At 35.6% G+C, this 14832-nt stretch carries 11 protein-coding genes and 1 pseudogene; all 12 read left to right on the plus strand.

The window, feature by feature from the left end:
- Window positions 1-94: 94 nt before the first annotated feature.
- The 12 genes and pseudogenes from EC501_RS06695 (at window position 95) to EC501_RS06750 (ending at window position 14823) form a co-directional block, all read left to right on the plus strand.
- Entirely contained in the window at window positions 95-703 is a 609-nt protein-coding gene (locus EC501_RS06695; protein WP_122971522.1) for a hypothetical protein, read from the plus strand.
- A 66-nt stretch (window positions 704-769) separates the two neighbouring features.
- The gene (locus tag EC501_RS06700) at window positions 770-961 is read left to right on the plus strand and encodes a gamma-type small acid-soluble spore protein (RefSeq protein WP_122971523.1); all 192 of its coding nucleotides are present in this window, start codon (window positions 770-772) and stop codon (window positions 959-961) included.
- Between the two features lie 84 nt (window positions 962-1045).
- Window positions 1046-2383, plus strand: a complete 1338-nt coding sequence (locus EC501_RS06705; protein WP_122971524.1) for a DUF2252 domain-containing protein — start codon at window positions 1046-1048, stop codon at window positions 2381-2383.
- Between the two features lie 18 nt (window positions 2384-2401).
- Window positions 2402-3196, plus strand: coding sequence for an arginase (locus EC501_RS06710; RefSeq protein WP_241559288.1), 795 nt, complete (start codon window positions 2402-2404; stop codon window positions 3194-3196).
- A 57-nt stretch (window positions 3197-3253) separates the two neighbouring features.
- Window positions 3254-3493, plus strand: a complete 240-nt coding sequence (locus tag EC501_RS06715) for a hypothetical protein (protein ID WP_122971525.1) — start codon at window positions 3254-3256, stop codon at window positions 3491-3493.
- A gap of 177 nt (window positions 3494-3670) precedes the next feature.
- Window positions 3671-4818: pseudogene (locus EC501_RS06720) on the plus strand (acyl-CoA dehydrogenase family protein).
- Window positions 4819-4870: 52 nt separating this feature from the next.
- Window positions 4871-6376: a class I adenylate-forming enzyme family protein gene (locus EC501_RS06725; RefSeq protein ID WP_122971526.1), complete on the plus strand. Its 1506-nt coding sequence runs from the start codon at window positions 4871-4873 to the stop codon at window positions 6374-6376.
- A gap of 13 nt (window positions 6377-6389) precedes the next feature.
- On the plus strand, window positions 6390-7571 hold the full coding sequence (locus EC501_RS06730; RefSeq protein WP_122971527.1) for an acetyl-CoA C-acetyltransferase: 1182 nt from the start codon (window positions 6390-6392) through the stop codon (window positions 7569-7571).
- Between the two features lie 232 nt (window positions 7572-7803).
- A complete protein-coding gene (locus EC501_RS06735; RefSeq protein WP_122971528.1) occupies window positions 7804-9024 on the plus strand; it encodes a carboxylate--amine ligase in 1221 nt (406 codons plus the stop codon).
- The gene (gene cuyB, locus EC501_RS06740; RefSeq protein WP_122971529.1) at window positions 9021-9746 is read left to right on the plus strand and encodes a cysteate racemase; all 726 of its coding nucleotides are present in this window, start codon (window positions 9021-9023) and stop codon (window positions 9744-9746) included. Before EC501_RS06735 ends, cuyB begins: the two co-directional genes overlap by 4 nt.
- Window positions 9747-9983: 237 nt before the next feature.
- The gene (gene essC, locus EC501_RS06745) at window positions 9984-14591 is read left to right on the plus strand and encodes a type VII secretion protein EssC (RefSeq protein ID WP_122971530.1); all 4608 of its coding nucleotides are present in this window, start codon (window positions 9984-9986) and stop codon (window positions 14589-14591) included.
- Entirely contained in the window at window positions 14572-14823 is a 252-nt protein-coding gene (locus EC501_RS06750) for a ubiquitin family protein (protein ID WP_122971531.1), read from the plus strand. Before essC ends, EC501_RS06750 begins: the two co-directional genes overlap by 20 nt.
- Window positions 14824-14832 lie beyond the last annotated feature (9 nt).

Here is a 14832-nt window from a genome sequence, read left to right on the forward strand (position 1 = left end):
AGGAAATTATACAAAAGAAAAAAATTAATTGCACTCATAATAAAACAGATAATTGCCATGATAAGCACATAACATTTTTGGAGGTGTTTTTGACATGCAAAACAATAATGGTAATGGTAAGCGATTCACATCAGCTGGTACTGATATTAATGAAGTAAAGCGCCAAAATGCACAAGGTTCTTCAGGATCTTCCTTTGGTACTGATCCACAAAAAGTAAAAGAAGAAATTGCTCAAGAAGCAGGTCCATTTGCTTTTGGTAAATCAGCACAAGCTGGACAAGCAGGGAAACAATCTTTCGGTAACCCATCCATTGGGACAAACCCACAAAAAGTAAGAGAAGAAATCGCTCAAGAAGCGGGTCCATTTGCTTTCGGTAAAACAGGACAAGCTGGACAAGCAGGGAAACAATCTTTCGGTAACCCATCTATCGGGACAAACCCACAAAAAGTAAGAGAAGAAATCGCTCAAGAAGCGGGTCCATTTGCTTTCGGTAAAACAAGACAAGCTGGACAAGCAGGGAAACAATCTTTCGGTAACCCATCTATCGGGACAAACCCACAAAAAGTAAGAGAAGAAATCGCTCAAGAAGCAGGACCGTTTGCTCAATCAGGACCTTCTGCAAATCAAACAGTGACAGGTACTGATATCAATGAAGTAAAACGCCAAAACAAACAAGCAGAACAAGGTAAGAATAAGTTCTAGTTTGGAAAAACGCAAAACGCCTCTTTATGGGGCGTTTTTTATATCCTTTAGCGGGGTGATGGAAAGATGGATAACAATGGACATCGTTTTACTGTTGCTGGAACTGATATAGAAGAAGTAAAACGAAAAAATGCAGAAGCGGGTATGTCCTATAAAGAAGTGCTGCAATTGTTAGCTAAAACAGGTGGACATAACACGAAACAATACAGCAATACAAAGGTTGAGGAAGTTAAAAAGAAAATTTATCCATATAATTAGAGCCCATCTGGGTTCTTTTTTATTTTCATTCAATTGGTTTGAAATAATGGGTATAATTGTAATATGAGAAAAGGAGGGGTTGTTATGGAAGCGTTATTAAACCGTGTGAAAGACACAAGGGAAGTTTTACGAAAATTAGTTATTGATACAGTATTGAATGAATTTGATGGACACTGTATGGCATTGAGTGATGAGAAAAGAAAAATGAAGTATACAAAAATGATGGAAAGTCCTTTTCGTTTTTTTAGAGGCAGTGCTTATTTATTTTACTATGATATGTCAAAAATTCCGTTTTCCTTTCATACAAGTATTGATAAACCGACTTGGATTCAAGGTGACTTACATATGGAAAACTTTGGGGCTTTTCAAAACGAAAAAGGCGAGATTGTTTACGATGTGAATGACTTTGATGAAGGATACATAGGTTCCTATTTATATGATCTTATACGTATGTCTGTAAGCATTGCATTATCTTGTGAAGCTCAAGGACTCTCTAATCATGAGCAACAAAGACAAATAAAAGCATATATTGATGCCTATTACCATCAATTGAAACGGTTTAAAAAAGGAAAGGATGATCCGTTTAGTTTAACCTTTACTGAACAAAATACAAAGGGTCCTGTAAAAAAGGTTTTAAAAAAGCTGGGGAAAAGACAACGAGACCATTTGTTAAAAGATATTACCTACATTAACAATGAGGGGAAACGAGTATTTTCTTGGTCAGAAGAAATTGAGCCGGTTTCCTTTGAAGAAAGTACGATGCTTAAAACGTTAACGGAGAACTACTTCCATTCGTTAGATATAGAAGATAAAAAAGATTTTTCCTTTTATACAATAAAAGATATTGCGAGAAAACATGGCACAGGTACAGCTTCTATTGGGTTAGATCGATATTACATTTTAATTGAAGGGGAAAAGGATGCAAACGGAGTGGATGATTTAGTACTTGAAGTAAAAGAAGTACGCACCCCAATACCAGCTTACTTTCTACCTTATCGCGAAAAATTTTGGAAAAAATACGACCATCAAGGGAAACGGGTTGTGGCAACTCAAAAGGCAATGCACCATTTAGAAGATCCTTATCTTGGTTATTTAACAATTGACGGACGGGAGTTTTACGTGCGGGAACGTTCACCTTATAAAAAGAAAGTGAAAATAACTTCCCTTTTAACGTCAGAGGATTTTGAAGCAACTGTCCAAATTATGGGGAAAGTGACCGCTAAAATTCATGCTCGGGCAGATGTTAATACGGAAAACGAACTGTTCAACCATGAAAGTGAAGAAGAAATTTTAAATGCAATTGGTCAAGACTTTGAAACGTTTTGCAATCAAATTATTTTTGTCTCAATGGCCTATAAAGAACAAGTCAATCAAGATTATGATCTTTTTTGCACGTGGGTTTCTGAGAAATGGAACGATTAAATAAGGTTGTTCTATCATTTGAAATTAAAATTTTTAAAAATTAAGATTGATATAGTAAGCCCATATGATTATATGAGCTTACTATTCGATATTGATTTTGAGGTGATAGAATTGACAAATAGCTTATTATCCATTGATTGGGACTATTTTATTTCCACAAAAAATCAAAACATTGTATCATTCGTTGAAAATAAACGAACCATATTAGATGATTGGTATAAACGATATTTACAGGCGAAAAGTAAGGGTATCAATTTACAAAAATTATACCAACTTTCTGAAGAGACGAAGACTTTTTGGAGCAAAATTAAAAAAGTATTTCATTATGATGGTGACACTCCTGTTTTTGTATCGGATTCCCATGCCTTATCCTACGATCTTGTTAAAATGTATCAATGTGACGAAGTATTTCTTTTCGATGCCCACTCTGATTTAGGGTATGGCGGATTATCCTCTTTAAAATTTGATGTCAATTGTGCTAATTGGTTAGGGAAACTATTACATGAGGATGTAATTGAACAGGCGAACATCGTTTATAGCCCTTACACTTTAGAAAAACCATCATTTTTTAAAGAAATCAACCGTTTATATAATGTAAACTATTTAAAATTTAATGATATTCAAGGAAAAATAAAAATACGTGCTATCCATATTTGTCGATCGGGAGCATGGAGTCCACCTTGGTTCGATTCAACATTCATTGAATTCATAAATAGTTTAGGTTTACGATACGAAATAAAGGATTGCCCTGCTCGAAATTGGAACCCGAATAATATTAGCTTTTCCGAGCAGTTAACCTATTTAATGGCTTAATCCTTTGGAATAATTTATCGATACTCACACACACTAAGTAAAAAGGAGTGGGTATTCATGAATAAAGAAAGAGATTCCTTTCCCGAATCGAAAAAGGTGTTTGAAGATTTACCTATAACAGATAAACCGGATATGGTCGATTCAGAGAATATTAGCCTTTTTGATTTACATGAAGATATGCAAACGGTAGACGCAATTCCAGTACAAGAATTAAATAAACGTGTAAAAACAGAAGATGATGAATTAATTACTGAAGTTTTTAGAAAAGAATCTCCCGATGAGAAAAAACATAGTTAATAGAAGGTGCTGCCTAAGTTAAAGGTGGCACTTTTTCTTTTATATTCTACTTTATGCCTCGATATTCTTGAAAAAATATAAATAAATTCTATGTCCTTATATTGAATAGTTCATAGGGCATTGTTAAAATTTAATTATATTTTCAGAAAAATCCAACAACTGATAGGGGAGATAGAGATGTCAGGGGATTTCTTTTCAGAAGAACATAATATGTTCCGGCGAACCTTGAGAAAAATGTTAGAAAAAGAAGCTTATCCATATTTCGAGGAATGGGAACGTAAGAGGGAAGTACCGAGAGCCTTTTGGTCAAAGTTAGGGGAACAGGGATATTTATGTCCGATGGTAAGTGAAACGTATAGTGGATTAGGCCTTGATTTTGGTTATTCTATGATTTTAGCAGAAGAGTTAGAACGGGTAGGAGCAGGGCTTGCTAGTGGCATTGTCCTCCATTCAGATATCGTCATTCCGTATATTGAACAATACGGAACGGAGGAACAAAAGAAAAGGTGGCTACCAAAAAGTATAACAGGAGAGTTCATTTCTGCTATTGCGATGACTGAGCCAGGAGCAGGCTCTGATTTAGCAGGTATTCAAACGACGGCTTATCTGGAAGGAGATTTTTATATATTAAATGGCGAAAAAACATTTATTACAAATGGAATTAATGCTGATTTCGTCGTCGTTGTTTGCAAAACGAATCCAAACGTTAATCCATCTCACAGAGGGATTAGTTTAATCGTTGTAGAAAAAGACACGCCTGGATTTAAACGGGGAAAAAAGTTAAACAAGATCGGAATGCATTCATCAGATACAGGTGAACTTATTTTCGAAGATGCAAAAGTCCCTGCTGAAAACTTGCTCGGGGAAGAAGGAAAAGGGTTTTACTATTTAATGGACAAATTACAACAGGAACGTCTGCTAGTAGCCATCGAAGTGCAAGTGGAAGCAGAGGAAATGTTCCGCATTACGAAGGAATATGTCAAATCTCGAAAGGCCTTTAACCGTTCAATTGCCGATTTTCAAAATACACAATTTAAATTAGCGGAAATGGCTACGGAAATTGATATTGGACGGAACTACATCATACATTAGTAGCAAAACATATCGCAGGAGAAAAATTAGTAAAGGAAGTTTCAATGGCGAAATGGTGGATCAGTGAAATGGCAAAAAAAGTTGCTGCCGAATGTCTTCAACTTCATGGGGGTTATGGTTATATGGAAGAATATGAGATTGCTAGACGATTTAGAGATATTCCAGTAGCAGCGATTTATGCTGGGACGACAGAAATTATGAAGGGGATTATTGCAAAGGAAATATTGAAGTAACAAAAGTATGGATTAGGGGATATTCGGTTGTTCACAAATGATAACAGGGGGAATGGGAATGTTTATTACGGAGGTATTAGCACAACATGCGATGGATAGGCCAGATGCATGGGCAATTGAATTTGAAGGGAATCGATGGACATATCGGGAGCTATTAAATAATTCGCAGAAAATAGCGGGTTACATGCAACAGCAAGGATATAAAAAAGGAGACATCGTTGCGCAATTTATGCTTAATTCGGACTTGTTTATGGCTGTTTATTATGGGGTACAGCTTGCAGGATTGACAATTATGCCAATTAATACAAAGCTTGCACCTCCTGAAGTAGAATATATTTTTATGCATTCAGAAGCAAAGGTACTTATTTTTGATGAAAAAATGGAAGAGACAATTAAAGATTCTACTTATAACTTTAAAGAAAAAATCAATTTATCCAAAATACGTGAAATAATTCAAGCTGACTCTGTTCAATATGAGCCTGTTTCATTACAAGGAAATGATACTTCAGTCGTTATGTATACGTCGGGTACGACTGGGAAGCCAAAAGGAGTCATGCTTTCCCATCAGAATGTGTATGAAACAGCAGCTATTTGGTCTGAATCGATGAACATGACAAAAGATGATCGGATGTATATTTGTACCCCTCTTTTCCATTGTGCAGGAAGTCATGTATTTGCTGTACCAACAATGTTTAAAGGTGGTGCAGTGGTAATTGAAGAAGCCTTTTCACCAAGTCGTACATTGAAAAAGTTAGTTGAAACAGAGGCTACTATTTTCTTTGGTGTTCCAGCGATGTACACGATTTTATTAAATATGCCAGAGTTAACAAATTATCATTTTGAACATTTACGATTGTTTTGCTATGGAGCAGCGCCGATGCCCTATGAGCTAGTAAAACGGTTAAAAGACACTTTCCCTCTAGTGAAAGTTCAAAATTTATATGGACAAACGGAAAATTCGCCAGCCGCTTCATCATTAACAGATGAATATGCATTAGAGAAAATTGGTTCTGTTGGCAAACCGTTAACCCGTACACAAATTAAAATTGTGGATTCTTTTGGAGAAGAAGTGGCAGTAGGTGAGGTAGGAGAAATTTGTGTAAAAGGTCCCCAAGTGATGAAAGGTTACCTTCATAATCCGGAAGAGACATCGAATACGATTAAAAATGATTGGCTTTATTCGGGTGATTTAGGTCGTTTCGATGAGGAAGGTTTTTTATATATTGTCGACCGAAAGAAAGATATGATCATTCGCGGTGGTGAAAATATTTACCCAATCGAAGTGGAGGAAGTATTATATCAAATTCCACAAGTGTTAGAGGCGGCCATTGTTGGTGTACCCCACGAAGTATATGGGGAAGTACCGAAAGCGTTTGTTGTATTGAAAGAGGGTCACACCGTTTCTGAAGAAGAAATCGTAACATACTGTAGTACACAGCTGGCAAAATATAAAGTGCCGATTGAAGTTGAATTTTTAGATCAATTACCTCGTAATGCATCGGGGAAAGTATTGAAACATACGTTAAGACCGCAACAAAGTAAAGTAACTCATTTATAAGGGAGGGAAATAGATGGAAAATGTTTATATAGTAGATGGTGCACGTACTGCTTTTACATCCTTTGGCGGTTCCTTTTCTAAAGTAGATGCAGTGGAACTTGGCACATCCACTGCAGTAGAAGCATTGAAAAGATCCAATGTTCGACCGGAACAAATCGACCATGTCATCTATGGGAGTGTCATTGCATCCAATGTAAATGCCTCCTACTTAGCACGGCATATAGGGTTAAAAGCAGGTGTTCCAAAGGAAGTTCCTGCATTAACGTTAAACCGTTTATGTGGTTCAGGGATGCAATCGATTGTGACAGCAGCTCAACATATTTTATTAGAGGAAGGGAATATTATCCTTGCTGGTGGAACTGAAAACATGTCCCAATCTCCTTATGCGAATTTTGAGCAACGATTCAATGGATCAAAAATGGGGAACTTACAATTTGTTGATATGCTACAAGCTACATTAACGGATCAATATACTGGATCGGGTATGGGGATGACTGCAGAAAAACTAGCTGAAATGTATAACATATCTCGTGAAGAACAAGATGAATTTGCCCTTCTATCGCATAAAAGAGCATCCCGTGCGCGGGAATCGGGCTATTTTAAAGAAGAAATCGTACCTTTCACTGTCCAGTTAAAGAAAAGTGAAATTTCCATTGAAATCGATCAACATATAAAAGACAACACAAATATAGAAAGCTTATCGACCCTTCGCCCTGCATTTAAAAAGGATGGAACAGTTACTGCTGGTAATTCGTCAGGTATAAATGATGGTGCGGCATCTATTGTAGTTGCAAGTGGAAAAGCTATAAAAGAAAATGACCTACAACCTATAGCACGTATTGTTTCTTGGGGAGTTGCGGGAGTTGATCCTTCCATTATGGGGATTGGTCCAGTCCCTGCAATAAAACTGGCTCTACAACGGGCTAACTTAGCGCTACATGATATACATTTAGTCGAAGTAAACGAAGCCTTTGCAGCCCAGTACTTAGCTGTAGAAAAAGAACTCGGATTAAATCGCGACATAACAAACGTAAACGGTGGCGCTTTAGCATTAGGACATCCAGTTGGAGCGAGTGGTACACGAATCATTTTAGCCGCAGCTTATGAACTCAAACGACGTGGTGGGAAGTATGCTGTTGCTAGTCTTTGTATTGGCGGCGGACAAGGAATTGCGTTAGTGATTGAAGCGGTATAATCGTTTGAAGTGCTAGTGAAAAAACGACTAGCACTTTTATTAATGGGAAAATTTACGGGAAAGGCAATTTTAGTTACGTATCCTTATTAACATATTTCTAAAATGTGATAAACTATTTTTTATACTGACATGACTGTAAAATTTACCGTTTCTCAGTAAGTCAAATTTCATTCAATTACATCGATCAATTTTATTTTTAACTACTAAAACAACTAAAGTGAGCTGAAACATAATGGAACAACCATTTTTACCAATATTATTAGGTTCTGACATGAACGCTTATGGCATGGCGCGAGCATTTTACGAGGCTTATGGATTAAAGCCGCTCGTATTAGGGCGCTCCCATTTAACAGCGACCCAAGATAGTCGCATTTTAAACTTTCAACAAATTGATAAATTAAATGAACAGGATGTATTTGTTCCTGCCCTTGAAAAAGTAGCAAAGCAATTTCCTGATAAGAAATTGTTATTACTCGCTTGTGGCGATGATTATGCGAAGTTAATTATTAAAAATAAGCCAGAACTTGAAAAATATTTCACGGTGCCATATATAGATGAATCGTTAATGGATCAAATTTTATTAAAAGAAAACTTTTATAAAATGTGTGAAAAATATGATTTTAAATATCCTGGTACAACAACGGTTACTGCTGATAACTATGAAAACTTCACGCCACCTTTTGAATATCCAATTATTTTAAAGGCATCCAACTCAGTAGCTTATTGGGCATGTAAATTCCCAGGGAAAAAGAAAGTGTTTGTGGCAAATAATGAAGAAGAAAAAACGGCTATTTTAAAAGCAATTTACAGTTCTTCTTATCAAGATACAATGATTGTACAAGAATTCATTCCTGGTGATGATTCTTATATGCGTGTATTAAATGCGTATGTTGGAAAAGACGGCAAAGTTAAATTAATGTGCCTTGGAAATCCAATTTTGGAAGAGCACTCACCTGAAGGAATCGGTAGTTATGCGGCAATCATTACTACATTCGATGAAAAATTAATGGACAAAGTTCGTTTCTTTTTAGAAGATATCGGGTACACAGGTTTTGCTAACTTCGATATGAAATATGACGTGCGTGACGGTGAGTACAAGCTATTTGAAATTAATTTGCGTAACGGACGCTCAAGTTATTTTGTTACAGCAGCTGGCTATAACTTAATGAAATATGTTGCAGATGATTATATGTTAAACATTAAGCAAGAGTTAACATATGCGGACAACAAACATTTATGGATGATTATTCCAAAAGGCGTATTATTTAAATACGCTTCCAATGAAAAGATGAAAATTGAAGCAAAAAGTTTAATTCGCCAAGGAAAATGGACAAACTCATTGTTTTATAAAGAAGACATGAATCCGAAACGTTGGGTTAAACTAACGTTAAATAATTTAAATTATTTCCGTAAATATAAAAAATACTTTAACAAAAAAGGTTTGGAAGAATGAGAAAAACATTAGGTATTATTGGTGGTGTCGGACCGTTAGCAACTATGTTTATAGGCGAAATGATTGTTCGCCGTACGAAGGCATCAAAAGATCAAGAACATGTCCATACTATTATCGATAATGATACTTCGATTCCAGATCGTACAGCATATATTTTAGATCAAACAAAGGATAATCCAGTTCCTTATTTAATAAACGATGCTAAAAAGCTTGCTAATGCTGGAGCAGATTTAATTTGTATTCCTTGTAATACAGCCCATAGTTTTTATGATGAATTGCAGATGGCTTCCCCCGTCCCGGTATTACATATGATACGCGAGACGGCGAAAAGAGCTGCAACGTTAGGAGCAAAACGAGTTGGGATTTTAGCCACAGATGGCACATTAACATCAGGTGTTTATCAAAGGGCTTTAATGGAACAGCATATTGAACCTGTTATTCCAAATGGCATGATTCAGCAGCAAGTCATGTCAGTTATATATGACTATGTGAAGGCAGGCAAAGAAGTTTCGATTTCCCAATGGCAAGTAATCGAGCAAGCAATGCTTCAAATGAACTGCGATAAAATCATATTAGGTTGTACAGAGCTATCAATAGTAAATAAAGAACTAAAGCTAAGTAATCGTTACATTGATTCTCTTATTGTCCTTGCGGAAAGTGCCATCGTTGCATGTGGGTATGAATTAGCACACCCTAATGTTCCGTTAAAATTGAACGTATAAACTAGAAATATTTGGATGTAATAATGAGTATTTACCTGTATATAAAAGGTAAATGCTCATTTTTTTTATAGTTAAATGGTCCTTCTTTGAATTAATAATTGGTAGGTAAGGGTCATTTACCTTTAATAGGAAATAGTAGATAATGGGTTTTGAAATAAATACCAAAAAAATGAGTAATAATTGGTAAAAAAACTTATTTTTCAGTAATATAAAACTTTTTCAGGAGGTTAAATAAAAGTGATCGTCACATTGCTAAGTAAAAAGAGTATTTCTTCTACTATTTTGCCTGAAAAAGTTACAGGTCAATATTGGATATATGATAATGCAAATACGAAAGAACTAATCAGTATAGAAGCATCTTCTAAACAAGAATGGATATTAAAATCAAATAAAAACTATTCTATTTTAGATTCAAAAGGCAGCCGAATTAAAAATACGATTTTAAGTCCATTAAGTATTTACAATCTAAGTGTCAAAGAAGATACAGATAAAACTTTTATTTTTACTGAACCAAATACATTAGACCGTCAAGAGTTCACGAAATTATTAGTGGATCGTGACATGGAAATTACATTTGGTCGTTCTGAACAAAATGACTTTGTGTTAGATAATCGTTTTGTATCCGGGTCACATTTCAAACTCAGCTTGCATAAGGATCAGTGGCGTATTAAGGATTTAAATAGTACGAATGGTACGTATGTAAACGGGGAACGGGTTTCAGAAAAAGATTTAAACTTTGGCGACTTAATATACGTAATGGGTTTTAAAATTATTGTAGGAAGTTGTTTTATTGCTTGTAATAATCCAGATGGAAGCTTACATATTAAATCTCCTTTATTACAGCGCTTTGAGCCGCAAGAGATAGAGGAAATCAATGAAGAAGATGAGGAAGTAGAAAACATTGAACCCGATTATTTTTATCGTTCTCCACGATTCAAACGGGACATTGAAAAACCAGTATTTAAAGTAGATTCTCCTCCTCCAAATGCGATTGGTGAAGAAATGCCGATTATGCTCGTCATCGGACCATCCGTAACGATGGGTATGGCTTCAATGGCAACGGCCCTTTTTGCCATTAACAATGCGATGGCAAATGGTAATATTGCAGCTGCCACTCCAGCAATCATTATGTCCTGTAGTATGTTAATCGGTACGATTTTATGGCCAATTCTTTCAAAAAAATATGATGCAAAACGTAGACGGAAAAAAGAAAAGAAACGTCAAGAAAAATATAAAAAATATTTGGATCATTTCGCTACGATTTTTAAAGATGAATGTGATCGGCAGTCGGCGATTTTACATGAGAATATCGTGACAGTAGACGATTGTATTGGCCGTATTGAAAATAGAGGCCGTAATTTATGGGAACGAGATTTTGGACAAGATGACTTCTTAAAATTAAGAGTTGGTTTAGGACAAGAAGAGTTAAATGCGGAAATTAAATTTGCAGAGAAAAAGTTCTCAATCGAAGATGATAATTTACAAGAAGAACTTTATACGTTATGTGAAGAACCAAAAATTTTAGAGAATGTCCCTAAAACCATTTCATTATATGAAGATCGCTTTGCTGGTGTCATTGGAGAACGTGAAAGAAGTATTGAGTTTGCAAAAGGACTTATTTTCCAATTAGCATCCTTATATAGTTACGATGAGCTGAAAATGGTATTTGTTTACGAGAAAGATGAGGAAGAAATATTTAAATTTACAAAATGGCTTCCCCACGTTTGGAATAACGAGCGTTCTTTCCGTTTTATCGCTTGTGATAAAAATGAAATGAAAGAACTATCTGCTTATTTAGAGAAGGAAATCGAATATCGTAAACAAGCAAACGATTCAGAAATCGAAGAAGTTAAACCTTATTACGTCATTTTCTCTATGAGTAAAGAACTTGCCAAACGCGGTGAAATGTTCAAGCAGTTATTTGAAGAGAAAAGGCAAATAATGATGAGCGTTGTTACATTCTATGATGAGTTGAAACATTTACCAAAGGAATGTACAAAAGTAGTCGAACTGAAAAATAATAAAGGTTATTTATTCGATAAAAATGATATTTCAGGAAAAGTTGTAGAATTCGAACCGGATATTGATGTAAAGGCAGATGTTGAAAAATTAAGTATCCAATTAGCGAATATTCCTTTAGATATTTCCGATGGACGATTTAATTTACCGAAAGTCATTACATTCCTCGAACTATTCGGTGTTGGGAAAGTAGAACATTTGAATTCATTAACTCGCTGGAAAGAAAATGACCCGACAAAATCTTTACAAGCTGAAATCGGGGTAGACACTTTAGGCGAAACATTTATGTTGGATTTACATGAGAAATTCCATGGCCCTCATGGTTTAGTTGCCGGAATGACCGGGTCAGGTAAGAGTGAATTTATAATTTCGTATATATTATCTCTTGCTGTGAATTACCATCCAAATGAAGTGGCCTTTATTTTAATCGATTATAAAGGAGGCGGTATGGCAAAATCCTTCGAAAACTTACCTCATACAGCAGGTATTATAACGAACTTAGATGGGGCGGCTATTAAACGCTCCCTCGTATCGATTGAAAGTGAATTAAAAAGACGCCAAGCGATATTTGCACAAGCAAGTAAACAAGTAGGCGAGAGTAATATCGATATTTATAAATATCAACGTCTTTATCGTGAAGGTGTTGTAAATGAACCGTTACAACATTTATTCATCATTTCAGATGAATTTGCTGAGTTAAAAACCCAACAGCCTGAGTTTATGGCACAACTTGTCAGTGCGGCACGTATCGGTCGTAGTTTAGGGGTGCATTTAATATTAGCAACCCAAAAGCCAAGCGGTGTCGTAGATGATCAAATTTGGAGTAACAGTAGATTCCGTGTCAGCCTGAAGGTTCAAGATAAAGCAGATAGTATGGATATGTTGAAACGTCCGGAAGCTGCTGAATTAAAAGATACTGGTCGATTCTACTTACAAGTAGGTTATAATGAGCTGTTTGAATTGGGCCAATCTGCTTGGGCAGGAGCTCCCTACTATCCATCTGACAAAATTGTAGTTGAAAAAGATAATAGTATCGTCGTAATTGATCGTAACGGAAGACCGTTACGTGAAGGAAAATACGATAAGAAGAAAGCATTAAATAGCAATCCGAAAAAACAATTAGACGTCATTACCCAATATTTAAATAAAATTGCAGATGAAGAAAAGATTAAAATTCGTCAACTTTGGTTAGAGCCAATTCCAAGCATGATTTTATTAGATGCTTTAATGGAAAAGTATCCACTTCCAAAATCATCAATTGCATTAAATCCGCTTATTGGGGAATACGATGATCCTGAAAATCAAAAGCAAGATGTATTGCGTCTTCCTTTAACTCAAGAAGGAAATGTAGTCGTTTATGGTGCTGCAGGAAGTGGGAAAACAACATTTTTAAATACGATGGTTACATCGTTAATGAAGGAACATACACCGGATGAAGTGAATATTTATTTATTAGACTTTGCTTCTGAAACTTTACGTGCCTTTGAATCGGCACCACATGTTGGAGATGTTATATACGCCCATGAAGGCGAGAAGGTAAGTAATTTATTCCGCATGTTGAAATTAGAAGTATCGAATCGTAAAAAAATGTTTGCTGACTATGGTGGAGATCAAGCTTCCTATATTCGTCTAACAGGCAATATGGTTCCTTCCATCGTTGTAGCAATTAATAACTTCTCCGCCTTCACGGAATTATTTGAAGAGAAGGAAGAGGCGGTTGCCTATTTATCTCGTGAAGGAACGAAATATGGTATTTACTTTGTTCTTACGGCTTTAAGTGCAAACTCTGTAAGGTTTAGATTGTTACAAAACTTTAAGCAACAAATTGCTTTACAGTTGAATGACGAAAACGACTACACAATGATTGTAGGAAAAACGGGTGGATTAGTTCCATCGAAACATAAAGGGCGCGGGTTAATTAAATTAGATAAAGTGTATGAGTTCCAAGTAGCGCATATAACGGAAGAGGATATTCCTTATCCATTTATCGTCAATATGTGTAATGAAGCTCAGAAGGCATGGGGTAAACCGGGGGCAAAACGAATCCCGATCTTACCGAAGAATGTAGATATCGAATTTTTATCTAATTATCTTTCAGCTGAAAATGCATTAAATCTGCCAGTGGGTGTTGAAAAATCATCATTAAATGTAGCCCACTATCCATTTAATAAATTTTATATTAACCTTGTTCTTTCAAATGGAGAAGGTTCAAATATATTTGGGAAAGAGCTGGCCCAATTTATCGGCCAAAAAACAACTCTTCCAATTGAAGTAATAGATTTCAAGCGTGAATTAGAGGTGATGGATTCGCCTCATATTATACGCCACGAATCATTAGAAGCTTGTAAACAAGCGATTAATGAATTATTTAGTTTAGTCTTATACCGCAATAATACGTATAAAGACGCCTTAGAATCTGGAACAGAGATTGAACCATTTGAACAAAGGGTTTATATGATTCAATCTGTCACAGCATTAAAATCCCAGTTAACGGGTGAAGATGCTAAAAAACTAGAGCTTATCCTTGAAAAAGGTAATGTTAAATATAATATTACGATTATTCTAGTAGAACAATCGAAAAACTTATCAAGCATAACGTTTGAACAATGGTTTAAACAAAATGTCAGCTTAACGGATGCCATTTGGGTTGGTTCGGGCATTACCGATCAATTTAAATTGGAAATTAAAAATGTAAATGCCGAAATGCGTGCTGATATTGATATGACAGATGAGTTTGGATATGTTGTACGAAATGGGAAAGCGACAAAAGTGAAATTGTTAAATCCGATAAAGGAGGAAGAATTTGATGAACAAAGTGTTAGTTGAAATCTTTCTACCTGCATCGAATAGAAGCTTTGATGTGTATCTACCTTTGGAAAGTAGATTAAGTGAAGTGCTACCTGTTGTGAGTGCTTTAATCACTGATTTATCTGGAGGAACATTTAAAGCAAACAATGAAACCATTTTATGTGATTTTGAAACAAGTATTATTTTCAATATTAACATGACAGTTTCAGAGCTCGGTATTCAAAACGGCTCGAAGCTAATGTTGATATAAATTTATTAT

The sequence above is a fragment of the Lysinibacillus halotolerans genome, assembly GCF_003711845.1.
GTDB lineage: Bacteria > Bacillota > Bacilli > Bacillales_A > Planococcaceae > Ureibacillus > Ureibacillus halotolerans.

Coding starts and splice junctions, on each gene's coding strand:
- EC501_RS06695 (WP_122971522.1), top strand. CDS start 95: ATGCAAAACAATAATGGTAATGGTAAGCGATTCACATCAGCTGGTACT.
- EC501_RS06700 (WP_122971523.1), top strand. CDS start 770: ATGGATAACAATGGACATCGTTTTACTGTTGCTGGAACTGATATAGAA.
- EC501_RS06705 (WP_122971524.1), top strand. CDS start 1,046: ATGGAAGCGTTATTAAACCGTGTGAAAGACACAAGGGAAGTTTTACGA.
- EC501_RS06715 (WP_122971525.1), top strand. CDS start 3,254: ATGAATAAAGAAAGAGATTCCTTTCCCGAATCGAAAAAGGTGTTTGAA.
- EC501_RS06725 (WP_122971526.1), top strand. CDS start 4,871: ATGGGAATGTTTATTACGGAGGTATTAGCACAACATGCGATGGATAGG.
- EC501_RS06730 (WP_122971527.1), top strand. CDS start 6,390: ATGGAAAATGTTTATATAGTAGATGGTGCACGTACTGCTTTTACATCC.
- EC501_RS06735 (WP_122971528.1), top strand. CDS start 7,804: ATGGAACAACCATTTTTACCAATATTATTAGGTTCTGACATGAACGCT.
- cuyB (WP_122971529.1), top strand. CDS start 9,021: ATGAGAAAAACATTAGGTATTATTGGTGGTGTCGGACCGTTAGCAACT.
- EC501_RS06750 (WP_122971531.1), top strand. CDS start 14,572: ATGAACAAAGTGTTAGTTGAAATCTTTCTACCTGCATCGAATAGAAGC.